The sequence below is a fragment of the Brevibacterium sanguinis genome (assembly GCF_039528855.1).
GTDB lineage: Bacteria > Actinomycetota > Actinomycetes > Actinomycetales > Brevibacteriaceae > Brevibacterium > Brevibacterium sanguinis.
In genome coordinates, this window is the sequence record NZ_BAAAMB010000002.1 from 104842 (window position 1) to 122429 (window position 17588).

16 protein-coding genes are annotated in these 17588 nt (G+C 69.6%); 6 read left to right on the plus strand and 10 right to left on the minus strand.

Annotated elements, in window-relative coordinates:
* Nucleotides 1-93: 93 nt before the first annotated feature.
* A complete protein-coding gene (locus tag ABD154_RS01860; protein WP_198498618.1) occupies nt 94-1269 on the plus strand; it encodes a PQQ-dependent sugar dehydrogenase in 1176 nt (391 codons plus the stop codon).
* A gap of 28 nt (nt 1270-1297) precedes the next feature.
* Here ABD154_RS01860 and ABD154_RS01865 read toward each other — a convergent pair whose 3' ends face one another.
* The 3 genes from ABD154_RS01865 to ABD154_RS01875 are packed head-to-tail and all read right to left on the minus strand — an operon-like array spanning nt 1298 to nt 3535.
* Nucleotides 1298-2410, minus strand: a complete 1113-nt coding sequence (locus tag ABD154_RS01865) for an alcohol dehydrogenase catalytic domain-containing protein (RefSeq protein WP_198498617.1) — start codon at nt 2408-2410, stop codon at nt 1298-1300.
* Nucleotides 2407-2880 (minus strand): ribose-5-phosphate isomerase, encoded by a 474-nt coding sequence (locus ABD154_RS01870; protein ID WP_198500951.1) that lies wholly within the window; start codon nt 2878-2880, stop codon nt 2407-2409. The genes ABD154_RS01865 and ABD154_RS01870 overlap by 4 nt, the downstream gene beginning before the upstream one ends.
* A gap of 49 nt (nt 2881-2929) precedes the next feature.
* The gene (locus ABD154_RS01875) at nt 2930-3535 is read right to left on the minus strand and encodes a mycothiol-dependent nitroreductase Rv2466c family protein (protein ID WP_198498616.1); all 606 of its coding nucleotides are present in this window, start codon (nt 3533-3535) and stop codon (nt 2930-2932) included.
* Between the two features lie 164 nt (nt 3536-3699).
* Between ABD154_RS01875 and pepN the strand changes: the two genes are divergently transcribed.
* Genes pepN through ABD154_RS01890 form a run of 3 tightly spaced genes read left to right on the plus strand, consistent with a single transcriptional unit; the run spans nt 3700 to nt 7926 of the window.
* Entirely contained in the window at nt 3700-6372 is a 2673-nt protein-coding gene (gene pepN, locus ABD154_RS01880) for an aminopeptidase N (RefSeq protein ID WP_198498615.1), read from the plus strand.
* 13 nt (nt 6373-6385) lie between these two features.
* Entirely contained in the window at nt 6386-7537 is a 1152-nt protein-coding gene (locus ABD154_RS01885; protein WP_198498614.1) for a mechanosensitive ion channel family protein, read from the plus strand.
* On the plus strand, nt 7534-7926 hold the full coding sequence (locus tag ABD154_RS01890; RefSeq protein ID WP_198498613.1) for a globin: 393 nt from the start codon (nt 7534-7536) through the stop codon (nt 7924-7926). The genes ABD154_RS01885 and ABD154_RS01890 overlap by 4 nt, the downstream gene beginning before the upstream one ends.
* 210 nt (nt 7927-8136) lie before the next feature.
* On the opposite strand, the gene ABD154_RS01895 is transcribed toward ABD154_RS01890, so the two are convergent.
* Complete coding sequence (locus ABD154_RS01895) at nt 8137-8796, minus strand: DUF8185 domain-containing protein (protein WP_198498612.1); 660 nt, start codon at nt 8794-8796, stop codon at nt 8137-8139.
* Nucleotides 8793-9335 (minus strand): acyl-CoA thioesterase, encoded by a 543-nt coding sequence (locus tag ABD154_RS01900; protein ID WP_198498611.1) that lies wholly within the window; start codon nt 9333-9335, stop codon nt 8793-8795. The genes ABD154_RS01895 and ABD154_RS01900 overlap by 4 nt, the downstream gene beginning before the upstream one ends.
* Nucleotides 9336-9505: 170 nt before the next feature.
* On the opposite strand from ABD154_RS01900, the gene ABD154_RS01905 reads away from it, so the two are divergent.
* On the plus strand, nt 9506-10447 hold the full coding sequence (locus tag ABD154_RS01905) for an acyl-CoA thioesterase (protein ID WP_198498610.1): 942 nt from the start codon (nt 9506-9508) through the stop codon (nt 10445-10447).
* The gene (locus ABD154_RS01910) at nt 10444-10710 is read left to right on the plus strand and encodes a hypothetical protein (RefSeq protein ID WP_198498609.1); all 267 of its coding nucleotides are present in this window, start codon (nt 10444-10446) and stop codon (nt 10708-10710) included. Before ABD154_RS01905 ends, ABD154_RS01910 begins: the two co-directional genes overlap by 4 nt.
* 59 nt (nt 10711-10769) lie before the next feature.
* On the opposite strand, the gene ettA is transcribed toward ABD154_RS01910, so the two are convergent.
* The 5 genes from ettA to ABD154_RS01935 form a co-directional block, all read right to left on the minus strand.
* A complete protein-coding gene (gene ettA / locus ABD154_RS01915) occupies nt 10770-12452 on the minus strand; it encodes an energy-dependent translational throttle protein EttA (RefSeq protein WP_137826330.1) in 1683 nt (560 codons plus the stop codon).
* Nucleotides 12453-12496: 44 nt separating this feature from the next.
* On the minus strand, nt 12497-13195 hold the full coding sequence (locus ABD154_RS01920) for a DUF6993 domain-containing protein (protein ID WP_198498608.1): 699 nt from the start codon (nt 13193-13195) through the stop codon (nt 12497-12499).
* Nucleotides 13196-13299: 104 nt separating this feature from the next.
* Nucleotides 13300-14070, minus strand: coding sequence for a single-stranded DNA-binding protein (locus ABD154_RS01925; RefSeq protein ID WP_198498607.1), 771 nt, complete (start codon nt 14068-14070; stop codon nt 13300-13302).
* Nucleotides 14071-14278: 208 nt separating this feature from the next.
* A complete protein-coding gene (locus tag ABD154_RS01930) occupies nt 14279-15859 on the minus strand; it encodes a GTPase (RefSeq protein WP_198498606.1) in 1581 nt (526 codons plus the stop codon).
* The gene (locus ABD154_RS01935; protein WP_344249728.1) at nt 15856-17550 is read right to left on the minus strand and encodes a dynamin family protein; all 1695 of its coding nucleotides are present in this window, start codon (nt 17548-17550) and stop codon (nt 15856-15858) included. Before ABD154_RS01935 ends, ABD154_RS01930 begins: the two co-directional genes overlap by 4 nt.
* Nucleotides 17551-17588 lie beyond the last annotated feature (38 nt).

Here is a 17588-nt window from a genome sequence, read left to right on the forward strand (position 1 = left end):
TCACCGCCGTTCCCATTGGACGGCATGAGGCTCGACCCGCGGCAGGGAAGTTCGCGACAATGGTGTCCCGACCGGATCCAGGAAGGACCCGCCATGGCGCCGCTGCCCCCGTCCTCGCACCCGAGCCCGCTCTCACGCCTGCGCACCCGGACGCGGACCGTGCGCCTGACCGCGCTCGGGGCCGCCGTCGGCCTCGCCCTCAGCGCCTGCACCGCAGGGGACGACCCGAGCTCGGCGCCGGGCAGCTCGGCGTTCTCCCCGTCGCAGGCACCGAGTACTGAGACGGGGTCTCCCCCGCCGCTCACCGCCCCCGAGGTCGTCGCCGAGAACCTCGACGCACCGTGGTCGATCGCCTTCGCCGGCAGCTCCCCGCTCGTGTCCGAACGCGATACGGGGCGGATCCTCGAACTCTCCGGCGACCGTCCCGCGCAGGTCCGGGAGGTCGGCACCGTGCCCGACGTCGCCGCCGCCGGCGAGGGCGGCCTGCTCGGCCTCGCCGTCGCCGACGACGTCCTCTACTCCTACTTCACGGCCGCCGACGGCAACCGCATCGTCCGCTTCCCGCTCACCGGCGACCCCGGGGGCCTCGGCCTCGGGGAGCCCGAGGTGCTCCTCGACGGCATCCCGGCAGGGACCACCCACAACGGCGGCCGACTCGCCTTCGGACCCGACGGCATGCTCTACGCCACGGCCGGCGATGCCGGCAACAGCGCCTCGGCGCAGGACCGGGACGCCCTGTCGGGCAAGATCCTGCGGCTGACCCCTGACGGCGCGGTGCCCGAGGACAACCCGTTCGACGGGTCGTACGTCTACTCCTACGGTCACCGCAATCCGCAGGGTCTGAGCTGGGACGAGGACGGGACGATGTACGCCAGCGAATTCGGGCAGAACGCGTGGGACGAGCTCAACGTCATCGAACCCGGGGCGAACTACGGCTGGCCCGAGGTCGAGGGCATGTCCGATCCCGGGGAGGGCGGGGACTTCGTCGATCCGGTCCAGCAGTGGGCTCCGGCGGAGGCGAGTCCGAGCGGGATGACGATCACCGGCGACTCGATCCTCATCGCCAATCTCCGCGGTGCGACGCTGCGCGAGGTCCCGGTCACCGACCTCTCGCAGTCGCGGACGTCCTACGACGGCGAGTACGGTCGCCTCCGCGACGTCGTCACGACCCCGACCGGGGAGATCTGGATGCTGACGAACAACACCGACGGTCGCGGCGATCCGGGGCCCGGCGACGACCGGATCATCCGCATCCCGGCACCGGAGTGAGCGGCCGCCCCGCGGCACGGGGCGTGCCTCAGCGCTCGAAGTCGATGACCTGGCGGATGACGGTGCCGGCGGCCAGCGCGTCGAACGCTGCGTTGATGTCGTCCAGGGCGACGGTCTCGGAGATGAGCTCCTCGACGGGCAATCGGCCCTCGCGCCACAGCTGCGCGTAGATCGGGATGTCGCGGGCCGGCACGGCCGACCCGAGGTAGGACCCGATGACGGTGCGCGCCTCGGCGGTCAGCGTCACCGGGGTGATGCGGGCCTCGGCATCCGGGGCGGGCAGGCCGACGGTCACGGTGGTTCCGCCGACGGCGGTCGCGGTGAACGCGGTTTCGAAGGCGCGGGGATGGCCGACGCATTCGATGACGATCGGCGCCGTCCGGTCTCCGAGCTCCTCGGGGGTGTAGACCTCGACCGCCCCGAGCCTCCGCGCATGCTCGAGCTTGTCCGGGTTCGCGTCGACGCCGATGACCCCGGCGGTCTCGATCGACAGCGCCGTGATGAGCGCGGCCATCCCGACCCCGCCGAGGCCGACGATCATCACCTCGTCGTCAGGGCCCGGGGCGCCGGCGTTGAGGACCGCTCCCCCGCCGGTGAGCACCGCGCACCCGAGCACCGCGGCGATCGGGGCCGGCACATCGTGGCCGACGGGCACGACGGAGGCGCGGTTGACCACGGCGTGCGTGGCGAAGACCGACGCGCCGAGGTGGTGGAGCACCTCAGTACCGGAGACGTCGTGGAGCCGCACCCGGTGACCGTCGAAGGGCAGGGTGCCCGCGGCGTTCGTCGCGCTCCCGGGCAGACACGGCAGCTTCCCGTCGGTGAGGCAGTTGCGGCAGACCCCGCAGCGCGGCAGGAACACGGTGACGACCTGGTCGCCGATCTCGAGGTCGTCGACGCCGTCGCCGAGGGCCTCGACGATGCCCGCGCCCTCATGGCCGAGCAGCATCGGCAGCGGCCGGGGCCGGTTCCCGTCGACGACGGAGAGGTCGGAGTGGCACACTCCGGCCGCGGTCAGCCGGATGAGGATCTCCCCGGGGCCCGGCGCGTCGAGGTCGAGCTCCTCGACCGTGAGCGGGGACGACTCCGCATACGGCCGGGCATGCTCCATCTCGCGCAGCACCGCGCCCCGGATCCTCACAGTCCGGCCTGTCCCTCGGTCTCGTAGGCGGCCATGATCCCGATCCGGCGGGAATGGCGTTCATCACCGGAGAAGGGGGTGGTGAGGAACGCGTCGACGATGGCGATCGCATCGGCTTCGGAATGCTGGCGGGCGCCGACGGCGACGATCTGCGCATCGTTGTGCTCGCGGGCGAGCTGCGCGATCTCCGGGTTCCAGGCCAGAGCGGCCCTGGCGCCGGTGACGAGGTTGGCCGCCATCTGCTCCCCGTTGCCCGACCCGCCGATGACGACGCCGAGCGAGTCGAGGCCCGCGGCCCGGTCGTCGACGACGGCCTGAGCCGCGGCGATGCAGAACGCCGGATAGTCGTCGAGCGCGTCGTACTCGAGCGCGCCGTGGTCGACGACCTCGTAGCCCTCCTCGCCGAGGTGGTCCTTGAGGACCTCTTTGAACTCGTACCCGGCGTGGTCGGTGCCGAGGTGAACCTTCATCATGTGCCTTTCGTCAGGGTTGGTCAGCTCGTCGGTCTTGTAACGAGCGTCAGTCGAAGATCGGGCCCTGGTCGCGGGTGCGCTTGAGTTCGAAGAAGCCCGGCGTCGAGGCGACGGCGACGACGCCGTCGAAGAGGCGCCCGGCGTCCTCGCCCTTCGGGGCCGGGGTGACGACGGGACCGAAGAACGCGGTGCCGGCGACCCGGCAGATCGGGGTGCCGACGTCGTCGCCGACGAGGGCCATCGCCTCGTCGTGGGAGGCCTGCAGCGCCGCGTCGTAGTCGTCGCGCTCGGCGTAGTCGAGGAGTTCGGCGGGCAGGTCGAGCTCAGCGAGCGCCTCGGCGACGGCCTTGTCGAAGTCCTGCTCCCCACCGGGGTGGATGCGGGTGCCGATCGCGGTGTAGAGCGGTTCGGCGATCTCCTCGCCGTGCTCGGCGATCGCGGCGGTGACGACGCGCATCGGACCCAGGGTGCGGTCGATGAGCTCCCGGTAGTCCTCGGGCAGGTCCTTGTCGCGGTTGAGGATGTTGAGGCTCATCGGATGGAAGCGGACGTCGACGTCGCGGACTTTCGCGACCTCGAGTCCCCACCGGGACGTCATCCACGCCCACGGGCATGCCGTGTCGAACCACAGGTCAAGGGTCTCTCTGCTCATTCTCGCTCCTCATCGGCAGGGGGCGCGCAGCAGCGCCCCGGTCACTGTGCCAATCTACCAACTCCGCGCGCTCCCGGCCCACCGCGTCCTCGTCGCCTGGATCGCGCGGCGTCCATGACAGAATGACGACAGTACACATGACTTGATGCGGAGGTCGCCAGACAGTGCCCCAATACAACCTCACCCGCGACGAAGCACGTTCGCGGTCGTCTCACATTGACGTCACGAGCTACGAGCACACGCTCATCCTCACCGGTCGCGGGGACTCGTTCCGGGTGCGGTCCCGGATCCGCTTCACCGCCGATCCGGATGCGACGACCTTCATCGACGCGATCACCGCGAGCGTCGAGAGGATCGTGCTCAACGGCCTCGACCTCGAACTCGCCGAGGTCGTCGCCCCCTCCCGCATCACCCTGCCGCGACTCGCGGCGGAGAACGAGCTCGTCATCGACGCTCATTTCTCCTATATGAACACGGGTGAGGGCCTCCACCGCTTCGTCGACCCGATCGATGACGAGGTCTACCTCTACTCGCAGTTCGAGGTGCCCGACGCCCGCCGCGTCTTCCCCGTCTTCGAGCAGCCCGACCTCAAGGCCCCGTTCTCCTTCACCGTCGTCGCCCCCGAGCACTGGACCGTCGTCTCGAACTCCCCGACTCCGACCCCTGGCGATCCGGCGGAGACATTCGCCGACCTCGGCGAGGAGGCCGCCGAGGGCATGGCCGTGTGGCAGTTCGCCCCGACGACGCCGATCTCCTCCTACATCACCGCGATCATCGCCGGCCCCTACCGCAGCGTCCACTCCGAGCTCGTCTCCTCCGACGGCCAGCCGGTGCCGCTGGGCCTCTACTGCCGCGAGTCGCTCTTCGAGCACCTCGACTCCGACACCCTCTTCAGGATCACCCGCGCCGGCTTCGAGTTCTTCGAACGCGAGTTCGGGGTGCCCTACCCGTTCGAGAAGTACGATCAGCTCTTCGTCCCCGAGTTCAACGCCGGGGCGATGGAGAACGCCGGGGCCGTGACGATCCTCGAGAACTACATCTTCCGCTCCCGTCCCACCGAGGCCCTCGTCGAGCGCCGCACCGTCACCGTCCTCCACGAGCTCGCGCACATGTGGTTCGGCGATCTCGTGACGATGAAGTGGTGGAACGACCTGTGGCTCAACGAGTCCTTCGCCGAGTTCATGTCGACGCTCGCGACCGCCGAGGCGACGAAGTACACCGAGGCGTGGACGACGTTCGCGACGATCGAGAAGTCGTGGGCCTACCGGCAGGATCAGCTGCCGAGCACGCACCCGATCGTCGCCCCCATCGAGGACCTCGCCGACGTCGAGGTCAACTTCGACGGCATCACGTACGCCAAGGGCGCCTCCGTGCTCAAGCAGCTCGTCGCCTGGGTCGGCCGGGCCGAGTTCTTCGCCGGCCTCGCCCAGTACTTCGAGAAGCATGCGTGGGCGAACACGGAACTGTCCGACCTGCTGCGCGAGCTCGAGGCGACGAGCGGACGCGACCTCGCGACGTGGTCGAAGCTGTGGCTCGAGGAATCCGGCGTCAACCTCATCGAGGCGAGCGTCGAGACCGCGCCGGCCGACACCGCCCAGGAATCGGACTCCTCCCCCGCCGAGGTGGTCACGCGGCTGCGGGTGACGCAGAAGCCGTGGATCATCGAAGGGCAGCCGGTGCCGTCCCTGCGTCCCCATCGCCTGGCGATCGGGTTCTACTCCGAGAACGCGGAGGGTCGGCTCGTGCGCACACACGCCCTCCCGCTCGATCTCGACTCCGCCGAGGCGGACGTGCCCGAAGCCGTGGGACTGCCCAAGCCCGACGTCATCGTCGTCAACGACGCCGACCTCACCTATGCGAAGGTCCGCTTCGATCCCGAGAGCATGCGGGTCGCGGCGGCACGGCTGAGCGATTTCGACGATTCCCTCACCCAGCTGCTCGTGCTCAGCACCCTGTGGGACTCCGTGCGCGACGGCGAGCTGCCGGCCGGCGTCTACATCGAGACCCTGCTCGACCACCTCGGGGCGATCACCCACTCCTCCGGTCTGCTCACGCAGATGCGCCAGCTCGAGACGGCCGTCGGAGCCTACCTGCCCCCGGCCGAGCGGGCGGAGGCACACACCCGGGTCGCCGACCGCCTCGGCGAGCTCTTCGCATCGGCCCCGGCCGGATCGGATCAGGCGTTCCAGTTCCTCCGCGGAGTCATCCGGCATGCCGAATCACCGGCGCAGATCGACCAGCTGCGGCAGTGGCTCGACGCCGCCGAGGTCGGCGGCATCACGATCGACACGGACCTCAAATGGGAGCTGCTCATCGCCCTGTCGAACCACGATGCGATCGCCGAGTCCGCGATCGCGGACATGTCCGCCGAGGATCCCAGCGCCACCGGACAGCGGCAGGCCGCGACCGCACGGGCCGCCAGGGCGACCTCGGCGGCGAAGTCGCAGGCCTTCACCCGGATGATCGACGAGGTCGACCTGCCGAACTCGGAGCTCGGGGCCCTGGCCACCGGGTTCGCGATGGGACTGCAGACCGACACCGGTGAGCTCATCGCCGCCGAACCGCCCCTCCTCGACTTCGCCACCGAGTACTTCCAGCGGGTCTCGGGCTGGTGGGAGACCCGGACGCTCGAGATGGCGCAGACGATGACGCTCAAGCTCTTCCCGCCGGCCACCGCCCACACCGTGGCCCAGGCGGCGACGTGGCTGACCGATCATCCGGCGGCGCCGAAGGGACTGCTGCGGCTGATGCGGGAGAACCTCGCCGACGCGCAGCGGGCCCTGACGGCTCAGGAGACGTCCAGCATGGTTGAGGACCCGTCCAAGATCGCTCGCTAGGCTCGAGGGCATCATGACTTCTGATTCTCTCGAGACCACTCTGCTCGCCGCCTCGCAGATCGATTGGGCGTTCCTCCTCGACGTCCCGCTGCGGGTCACCATCATCATCGTCGGTGCGCTCATCATCAACTTCCTCATGCGCATCGTCATCCGCCGCTTCGCCGCAGGCGTGGCGAAGGGCACCGTCGGCAGCTCGAAGGCGACGTCGCGGTTCTCCACCTCGGCGATGGAGTCGCAGTTCACCGGTATCGACCAGGCGACGATCAGGGAGCGCCGCGCCCAGCGCGCACAGACCGTGGGACGGATGCTCTCCTCGGTGACCTCGATCGTCATCGCGGTCGTCGCGAGCCTCATCGTCCTCTCCGAGCTCAACTTCAACGTCGGCCCGATCCTCGCCTCGGCGGGTATCGCGGGTGTCGCGATCGGCTTCGGGGCGCAGGCGCTCGTCAAGGACTACCTGTCGGGCTTCTTCATGGTCATCGAGGACCAGTACGGGATCGGCGACTCCGTCGACCTCGGCGAGGCGATCGGCACCGTCGAGGACGTCGGCCTGCGCACCACCCAGGTCCGCGGACTCGACGGGACGCTGTGGCATGTGCGCAACGGCGAGATCCTCCGCGTCGGCAACCAGTCGCAGGGCTGGGCCCGCGCCGTCCTCGACATCCCCGTCGCCTACAACACCTCGGTGGCGACGTATTCGAAGGTCATCGCCGACACGACGAAGGTCATCGAGGAGGACCCGGAGATCGCCGATGCGATCCTCGAGCAGCCCGAGATCTGGGGTGTCGAGTCCCTGTCGGCGCAGTCGCAGGTCATCCGCACGGTGCTCAAGACGAAGCCGAACCAGCAGTGGAAGGTCGCGCGCGCCTTCCGTGCCGAGCTCAAGCGCCAGATGGACAAATACGGCATCCACATCCCGATCACGCAGGAGACGGTCTTCCGCACGCTGCCCGACCCCACCGAGGCGGCGAAGATCAAGTCGACGAACGAAGCCGAGGACGACTCCGAGGACCACGACCGCGAGTCCGCGTCGACCGGCGGCTCGGGCAAGTCCCCGGCGACCGGTCGGACCTCCGGCGGTCGCGCGCCGGGCGGTCGCTCGACGGGCAGCCGCGCAGGCGCCGGACACAAGGGCAGCGGGAATCCCGAGGGAAGGAAGCGATGAGCTCAGAGACGATCTTCGACGCGGTCGGCGGCCATCCGACGTTCACCCGGCTCGTCGACGCGTTCTACGCCAATGTCGCCGCCGACGAGCCGCTCATCAGCATGTACCCGGAGGGCCACGACCTCATCGGAGCCAAGCACCGGCTCCAGATGTTCCTCGAGCAGTACTTCGGCGGACCGACGACGTATCAGGAGGAGAGGGGCCACCCCCGTCTGCGGATGCGCCACTTCCCGTTCCCCGTCGACTTCGACGCTCGGGATCGGTGGCTGCGGGCGATGCGCGGGGCGCTTGACGAGGTCGACCTGCCGCCCCTCTACGACGAGGTGTTCTGGGACTACTTCCAGCGCGCCGCCACCGCGATGGTGAATACGAACAGCACCGGAGCCTGAGGCTGCCGCTCACCTCGGTATGCGTGATGCGTGCCGTGCACGCGGCTCGCGTCAGGTCTGCGTGCACCGCGCGCGACGCAGGTCAGGTGCGCGCTCTGTTCTGCGCATACCGGTGTCTGCGGCTCACCGTGGTATCCAGGGCTCAGGTCAGGACCAGAGCCGTGCGAAGCAGGGTGAGCCCTGGCGGGCTCGCGCCCCCTGCCGTCTGCCTCAGGCGGTCTTCCGGGTGAGGAGGTGGCCGCCGGGGGTGACGACGCGCAGCCAGCCGGCGGATTCCATGATCGGGCAGGCGGCGTTCGCCGATGGCGGGAGGAAGCGGAGGCCGGCGGCGGCGAAGGCGAGGCCCGCCGTCAGCGTCGTCCCGTGGTCGCCCGTCAGCGGGGCCGCCCACACCCGTGCCCGGAGCGCTTTGACCGCGTGCGAGCCCGCCCCGTCGGGAGTGCCGTCGGCGACCTCGGCGATCCCCGCCTCGGCGCCGGCGATAAGGGCGGACGGGGCGATCGTGTCCGTCTGCTCCCACGGTCCCCGAGGTGGGGCGATGCCGGCCCAGGAGACGAGCATCGACGTCGGCGGCAGCGGGAGGCTCGTGCCGTTCTCCGCGCGGGCGAAGCGGTCGGTCAGCGCGGCGAGCGGGACGACCTCGTCGAGGCCGTCGAGTTCGGGGGAATCGAGCCGCTGCATCCGCATCGCGAGCACGAGCGGGGTCGAATCGCCGATCCCGTGCGGGAAGAGCGGAGCGACGGTGAGGACGAGGACCTCCGAGGCGACCTGCAGGCGCATCGCCCCGTCGGGATCGAGTCGGTGCGCCAGCGAGGTGAACGCGGCAAGGTCGGACAGGGCCTTCTCATCGGCGATCTCGAGGGTCGTCATCGGCGCAGGCTCCGCATCCGCGCGGGGGCGCGCACGACCGACTCGAGGGCGACGATCTCCTCCTCGCTCAGGCGCCGCGGACGACCGCTGGCCTGGTCGACGAAGGCGATGACGGTCTCGGAGACCGTGTAGACGAGGGAGCCGTCGGGCTCGACGATGACGTAGCTGATCGTCACCGAGGCGGGCCGCACCTCGCTGATGACGAGATCGACGGCGATCGGTCCGGGACGGTAGCTGATCGGGGCGCGGTATTCGATGGCGTGCGAGGCGACGAGGAGTTCGGTCGTCGCCGAGGCGGCCCCGAAGACCTCGGGCATCGGAAGACCGGAGACCACCTCGGCGGCGCCGTACTCCCCCGGCCCGACGGCGGCGTCGCGGCTCTGCGTCGGGGATCCCAGCGCCCGGACGCGGGCCTCTTCGAGGAGCCGGAGCTGGACGACGTTGTTGACGTGTCCGTAGGCGTCCATGTCACCCCATCTCAGTTCGAGGAGGACTCGGGTGAATTCGTCGAGAAGGGGGTTCGTGGCGCCTGAGTGCATGATCCCATGATGCCATCCCGCAGACCCCGGCCTGTGCCCGGGCGACTCATCCCGCCGCAGGTGGCTCACCGGACCGGATCACCCGCGTGCCCGCTCGAACTGCCCTGTTGCCGGCGGTCGTGCGATGCGTCTCCTCGCAGGTCGCACGGTGCCCGGGTAGGATCGAGACGATGTCCGACCCTGTCCTTCCGGAGGCCCATGTGAGCGAAACCGAACCGACCCTCGCCGAGGCGAATGTCGCCCGTCTGCACGAACTCCTCGAGTTGAGGAAGGTCGCCGTGGACGAGTCGAGGCGGGAGTCGGATCATTTCGTCGGGCCGAGCCAGTACAAGCCCGACGGCCGCGTCTTCGGCGGTCAGGTGCTCGCGCAGTGCATCGTCGCGGCCGCCGCGACCCTGCCCGCCGACCGCCTCATCCACTCGCTGCACGGCTATTTCCTGCGGGCCGGCGACGTCGCCGAACCCATCGAGTTCGGGGTCGAACGCCTCCGCGACGGCCGGTCCTTCTCCGCTCGACGCGTCCACGCCTATCAGAAGGACGTGCCGATCCTCTCGCTCATCGCCTCGTTCCAGGACGAGCAGCCGGGATTCGAGCACTCCGAGCCGATGCCCACGGGAATCCCGGGCCCCGAGGACAGCCCCGATCTGCGGGAGCTGCTCGCCGCCGACGATTCCCTGCGCGTCACCGAATGGTTCAATCGGCGCCCCTTCGACATCCGTCCCGTCGAGCCCTTCGGGGTTCCCGGTGCCGGGGACATCGACACGGAGCTGCCCGAGCAGCACGTGTGGTTCCGCGCGAGCGCGCACTTCGGCGACGACCCCGTGCTCAATGCGGCGGCGCTGGCCTATGCCAGCGACTTCAACCTCCTCGAACCGGTGCTGCGCAAGCACGACCTCACTTGGGCCACCCCCGGCCTGCGGGTCGCGAGCCTCGACCATGCGATGTGGTGGCATCGGCGCGTCCACGTCGACGACTGGATGCTCTACGTCCAGGAATCGCCGGCGGCCCGCGGCGGTCGCGGTCTCGGCTACGGGCGGATCTTCTCCCGCGACGGCGAGCTCCTCGCCACCGTCGCGCAGGAGGGCATGGTCCGCGTCAAGGACATGCCGTGAGCGATGACAAGACCGCGATGATCGAGATCCTCGCCTCGATCCTCAGTCGCCTCGTCAACGTCGCCCTGTGCCTCGTGCTCACGTCGATCGCGCTGCTCATCCTCCGGGATCGCACGGATCTCCACATCGGACTCGTCGCGATCATCGCGCTCGTCCTCGGCATCCTCGCCACGTTCGTCGTCCGCTGGCTGCTCACGCTCTTCCACCGCCTGTGGCGGAAGCTCTTCGACCGCTTCGAACCCGGAGCCGGCCCGCGCTCATAGACCGCCGCCCGCGCACGAGGGCCCCGGCATGATGCCGGGGCCCTCGTGTTCTGAGTCCGTCAGTCGCGGGTGAGGCGACGATGGGTGACGCGGTGCGGGCGGGCCGCATCCTCGCCGAGGCGCTCGACCTTGTTCTTCTCGTACGCTTCGAAGTTGCCCTCGAACCAGTACCACTGAGCCGGGTCCTCGTCGTTGCCCTCCCACGCGAGGATGTGCGTGGCGACGCGGTCGAGGAACCAGCGGTCGTGGGAGACGACGACGGCGCAGCCGGGGAACTCGAGCAGGGCGTTCTCGAGCGATCCCAGGGTCTCGACGTCGAGGTCGTTCGTCGGCTCGTCGAGGAGGAGCAGGTTGCCGCCCTGCTTGAGCGTGAGCGCGAGGTTGAGGCGGTTGCGCTCACCACCGGAGAGCACTCCGGCCTTCTTCTGCTGGTCGGGGCCCTTGAAGCCGAACGCGGAGACGTAGGCGCGCGAGGGCATCTCGACGGCGCCGACCTGGATGAAGTCGAGTCCGTCGGAGACGACCTCCCACAGCGACTTCTCCGGATCGATGCCCCCGCGGGACTGGTCGACGTAGGAGATCTTCACGGTCTCGCCGACCTTGAGGTTGCCGTTGTCGAGCTCTTCGAGGCCGACGATCGTCTTGAACAGCGTCGACTTGCCGACGCCGTTGGGGCCGATGACGCCGACGATGCCGTTGCGCGGCAGCGAGAAGCTCAGTCCGTCGATGAGCAGGCGGCCGTCGAAGCCCTTCTCAAGATCCTTCGCTTCGATGACGATGTCGCCGAGGCGGGGGCCGGCCGGGATCTGGATCTCTTCGAAGTCGAGCTTCCGCGTCTTCTCGGCCTCAGCGGCCATCTCCTCGTAGCGGGCGAGGCGGGCCTTCGACTTCGTCTGCTTGGCCTTCGGGTTCGACCGCACCCATTCGAGTTCGTCCTTGAGGCGCTTGGCGAGCTTCGCGTCCTTCTTGCCCTGGACCTGCAGGCGCTCGCGCTTCTTCTCGAGGTAGGTCGAGTAGTTGCCCTCGTAGGGGTAGAGGTGACCGCGGTCGACCTCGGCGATCCATTCGGCGACGTGATCGAGGAAGTACCGGTCGTGGGTGATGGCGATGACGGCACCGGGGTAGGACTTGAGGTGCTGCTCGAGCCAGAGCACGGATTCGGCGTCGAGGTGGTTCGTCGGCTCGTCGAGGAGGAGCAGGTCGGGCTTCTCCAGCAGGAGCTTGCACAGCGCCACGCGGCGGCGCTCGCCGCCGGAGAGGACGCTGACGTCGGCGTCGGGCGGCGGGCAGCGCAACGCGTCCATGGCCTGTTCGAGCTGCGAGTCGAGGTCCCACGCATCGGCGGCGTCGATGGCCTCCTGCAGCTTGCCCATCTCCTCCATGAGGGCGTCGAAGTCCGCGTCGGGATTCGCCATCTCCTCGGAGATCTCGTTGTAGCGGTCGAGCTTCGCCTTGATCTCGGCGACGCCCTCTTCGACGTTGCCGAGCACGGTCTTGTTCTCGTTGAGCGGGGGCTCCTGCATGAGGATGCCCACCGTGTAGCCGGGGCTGAGCCGGGCTTCGCCGTTCGACGGCTGTTCGAGGCCGGCCATGATCTTGAGGATCGTCGACTTGCCGGCGCCGTTGGGGCCGACCATGCCGATCTTCGCCCCCGGGTAGAAGGACATCGACACGTCGTCGAGAATGACTTTGTCACCGTGCGCCTTGCGCGCCTTGTGCATGGTGTAAATGAATTCGGCCATAGTGGCCCCAGATTATCGGTTGGCGCGCCTCCGCGCCAAACGCATCAGCCTCCGCCCAGCGACGGTCCGTCCGAGCTCGACGAGCCCTCCGAACCGCTGCCGGAGCCCGACGACGACCCGCTCGAATCCGACGAGCCGCTCGAGGACGAACCGCTCGACGACGAGCCTCCGGAACCCGACGAACCCGAGGAGTCGCTCGAGCCCGACGAGCTGTCCGGGCTCGGGGTCTCCGCGTCGTCACCGGTGATGTTCTCACCCGGGAGGTGACCGGCACCGTTGTCGTCGCCGTCCTCATCGCGCATCTCCCCCTTGGGCGCCTCGACGCCTTCGGGTCGGTCGACCTCGCCGAGCAGGCACGCTCCGGTCGACTCCGAGGGGGGCATGAGCTCAGCGGTGGCCTTGCCGGCGCGGATCTCCCCGACGACGCAGCCCTTCTCCGTCTTCACCCCGAAGACCTTCGAGGGCACTTCGTTGCCCAACGGCGATTCGTCGAGGGTGGCCTCGAGCTGCTCGGGCTTGTATCCGGCGTCGATCATCGTGTCGAAGAACTTCTTCGTCGACGGCACGGTTTCGGAATCACCGGTCAGCGGTTCGACCGCCTTGATGACCTTGTCGACTTCGGCCTCGGGCTTCGCCGACGTCGTCGCCGGCGCCGGTTCCGCATTGTCGTCGAGTCCGAGCAGGGAGCAGCCGGACAGGGCGATGGTCAGGGCTGCGACACCCAGGAGGGGAACGACACGCATGGATCACCTTGGGGAGGACGACGACGAACGTTCTCACTCTAGCCGATGACGCTGTCAGACCGCGCAGACGACGCCAGCCCTGCTCTCCAGCCGGCCCCGGACGGTCAGAACGGTGCCGCGGCGGCCGCCGTCGCCTCGGCGATCGCGGGATCCCTCCCCTGCCCGTCGCCTGCGCCGGTGTCGGTGTCCTCGCCGGTCTCATTGGATGCGGTCTCATCGGGGTCGGTCTCATCGGGTTCGGTGTCCTCGCTTCCCGCGTACCCGTCGGTCTCCGCGGCCTGTCCGTGCGCCGTGTCGGACGGCACCGCGGCAGGCGACCAGCCGCCGGCCCCGGCGGGCAGCCCCGCGAAGTCGGGTCCCTCCCCCTCGGCGTCGGGTCCGGATCCCTCCCCGCCGGCACCGGGGCCGGACGGGTCGGCCGTCGCAGTGCGCGGGGCCTCGCCGGGTTCCGGGAGTCCACCCCATCCGGAAGTCGCCTGCGCGTCACCGGCCGGCTCGGCCGGCCGCGGTCGCGTCGTCGCCGACTTTCGATAGTGCGCCGTGCCGAAGCGCAGGTCGGGGCCGATGTGATCGGCGATGACCGTCGGTGCGATCCCGGACCGCTCTCCGCTGGCCCACTCGCGATTGCGCAGGTGTCCTTGGACGAGCACCGTCGTGCCCTGCTCCACCGACGTGCCGACGTTGCTGGCCAGGGTGCCGTAGCAGTCGACGCCGAACCAGGAGGTGCCGTCCTCGGCGAATTCGCCGGTCGACTTGTCGAGCTTCCAGTGGTTGACGGCGAGCCGGAACGACGCACAGGGGCGTCCGGTGGGCAGAGTCCTCAGATTCGGGACGGTCGCGACGGTGCCGCAGACGTTGATGGGGATGGTCGACATTGCTTCCTCGCTTCTCTTCGCACGGTCGGCGAGACGCGATCGGGGGTCTGCTGCCTCGTCGGCGCAGACACGCTCGATTCCCGCCGTGGGTGTTCCAGCGAAGCGCGCGCTGCCCCGTTCTGTCGAGAGTGCGACGATGCCCTGTGGACAGCGCGTGGCCGTCCACAGGGCATCTGCACGCGAGTCGTGCCGCCTGTGAGCTCGAGTCTCAGGCGAGTCTCTCGTACGCGTCGCGGTGCTCGGCGATGACCGCGTTCACCGGCTGCAGGTAGGAGCTCTGCGCGGCCTGGGCGACGGCGGTGCGCAGGTCCCGATCGACCGCTTCGGCGGCTTCGTCCGCCCCCTTGTTCCGCGCGTTGCGGGCGATCACCGAGGTGATGACCGAGCCGAGGATCCCGACGACGAGGAGACCGATGACGACGGCCCACGTCCACCCGGGAAGGGCTCCGGGAACGGCGAACGTCAGGGCCGCGACGACGATGAGGCCGAGGAGACCGATGACGGTGGCGACGAAGAAGACGATCTGGAGGAAGCCGGCGAACGACCACCAGCCGGGGGTGCGACGCTCGATGTCCACAGCCGTGACGGCCGAGTCGAGGGTGTCGGCGAGCTGGTTCGTGCTCTGCTTCTCCGCCTCGGCGGCGGCAGTCTGCCACGGACGCGGCAGCGTCGAGACGGATTCGGTGATGAGGTCGTGGGCCATGAGCCGGACCTGCGAGCTCTGCGTCTTGCTCGTCGCCGGCACCGAGGCGCGGATGAGCTCATCGCGGGTCAGCCCGTGCTTGGCCCCGAGCGGGTCGGGGGCGTTGCGCTGCATCCACGCGAGCAGCGGGTAACCGGTGCGCTTGTAGGCGCGGCGGATGTAGTCGTCGTGAACGGTCTGCGCGACGGCCTCGACACCGGCGGCCTCGGACATCGTCTCGACGAGATGGGAGGCACCCGGCAGCTCGTCCGGGGTGGCGACCGGGTCGCCGAGCTCCGCCTTGATCCGCCGGGCCATCGCCTGCATGTCGGCCAGCAGCCGTTCGGCCGCGGCCTGCTTCGAGTCGAGGGTGTCGGCGAGGATCGACCGCAGCTGCGGGATGCCCTCGCGGGTCACGGCCGAGGACAGCCGCACCTCGGTGTCGGTGAGCCCGTCCTCGGCGAGCAGCTGCCGGAGATGATCGGCGGCGGCCTTCTGCTCGTCGGGGCTGAGCTTGTCGACCTGGTTGAGCACGACGACCATGTTCGAACTGTTCTCCGCGAGCTTCGTCAGGTACTCCGAGTGGAGGGAGAAGTCCGCGTACTTCTGCGGGTCGACGACCCAGAACACGACGTCGACGAGCCCGACGAGGCGGTCGGATTCGACGCGGTGCTCGACGGCCGTCGAATCGTGGTCGGGCAGGTCGAGGAGGATGAGCCCGTGGAGGCGGCGCTGGTCGTCGCCGTCGAGCGCGGACTCACGCCACGTGCGGCTGCGCTCGGGCACCTTGAGCCAGTCGAGGATCTCCCGGCCGCCCTCTCCCCAGACGCACGCGGTGGGACGGGAGGTCGTGGGACGGCGGACGCCGACCCGGGCGATGTCGAGGCCGGCGACGGCGTTGAAGAGCGAGGACTTGCCCGACCCCGTCGAGCCGGCAAAGGCGACGACGGTGAAGTCCTCGCCGAGGTCGAGGCGATCGTCGGCGCGCTCGAGCAGGCTCTGGGCATCGGCGCGGACGTCGGGGCTGACCTTGTCGGGGTCGAGCGCGAGCGAGTGGCGGATGCCCTCGGCCAGCCGGCGGATCTCGGACTGTGCCGAATCGTTCACAATGCCTCCTCGAGGCGGGCACCGGCAGTTCGGAGGGCTCCGGACTGCCGCGTGGGCACCGCTGTCAGTCGTAGTGCGCTGTCGAATGGGACGCGGCAGTCGCCGACGATGCCGGCAGCCGCGGTGAGGAAGCGGTCCCTGATCGAGGCGATGAGGCTGACGGCCTCCTGTTCGCCGAAGATCGTTCCCGCAAGGTTGAGGGCGACCCCGGGACCGGCGGCCTGCGCGTCCGCGGCCCGGGCGTGCTGGGGGTCCCAGAAGGTCGCGTATTCGAGGACCGCGCACACGCCGTTGACGCCGAAGGAGAGGATCCTCGCCTTCGACTTCTTCCCCTGACCGATGTCGCGGACGAGGGTGTTGACCTCGTTCGACCAGCCGCTCACCGCCTCCTTGACCCGGTCCTCGAGTTCGCTCGTCGGGGCGCGCAGGCCCGGATCGGATTCGACGAGAGCGGCACCGGCCGGGGTGCGGCCCCAGTCGTCGACCACCCGGTCGACGACGTCGACGGCGGCTTCGCGCAGGGAGATCGCGGCACTGCGCAGGATCGCGATGTGCAGCGGCGAGGCGGCATCGTGCTTGCCCGTCACGGCGGCGGAGATCCGGTCGCGCATGCGGGCCATCGTCGGTTCGAGACCGCGGAAGAGCTGCCCGGTGCCGACGAAGTCCTGCCACCGGGCGTTGACCGCCCCCTGGAGGATCCGGCCGTCGGAGACGACCGTGGAAAGCCCGTCGTGGGCGGCGCGGAAGCGCTCGTCGACGATGCGGGCGAGCTCGGCGTGCGCCTCCTCCTGGGACTCGGCGCAGGAGGCGAGGGTGTCGACGCGGGCCGGGAGCGCGGCGATCGACCCGGTCAGGGTGCGCCGCCGGATCCGGTTCCGGGATTCGGCTTCGGAGCTCACCTCCTGGATCCACGAGCGGATCGGGTAGACGGCCGTGTGCGGGAGCAGCCCGTCCTCGAGCGGGAGCTCGGCGACGGAGAAGATCGGCGACTGGGCCAGTCCCGCCTCGGAGAGGAGATGGGAGAGGTGGTGGCGGACTTCGCGGTTGGCCTCCGGCGGCACCCGGTCGAGGACGATGGCCACCGAGGTGCTCCGCTGCGCGGCATCGCGCAGCAGGGTCCACGGCGCGGCGTCGGCGTAGCGGTTGGCGGTGGTGACGAAGAGCCAGAGGTCGGCGCACATGAGGATGCGGCGGGCGAGGTCCCGGTTCGCCTCGGCGATCGAGTCGATGTCGGGGCAGTCGAGGATCGCGGTGCCCGGCGCGATGTCGGCATCGGGGATGAGGACGAGCGCCGGGGTCGGCGAGGCCGGATCGGTGCTGCGCGGCAGGTCGGCGAGGAAGGTCTGGGCCTCGAAGTGCTTCGCGTCGGCGGGGTTGTGGATGACGATCGGGTTGGCCGTCGTCGGGCGTCGCACACCGGCGGGGCTGACCGCACGCCCGATGAGCGAGTTGACGAGTGTCGATTTGCCGGCCCCGGTGGACCCGCCGACGGCGATGAGGAACGGTGCGGGAGCGCGGTTGATCCGCGGGAGGATGAAGTCGGTCATCTCAGCCGAGAGCGATCCGAGCAGACGGCGGCCCTCGGCCGCGTCGTCGGTCTGCAGGGTGAAGCGGGTCTCGGAGATCCTCTTCGCGATATCGGCGAGAGCTCCGCCCACGGGTGGCGTCACGGCATTTCCGCTGTCTGTCATCACGCATCCACTTTCCACGTTTTCACAGCTGAGCTCCA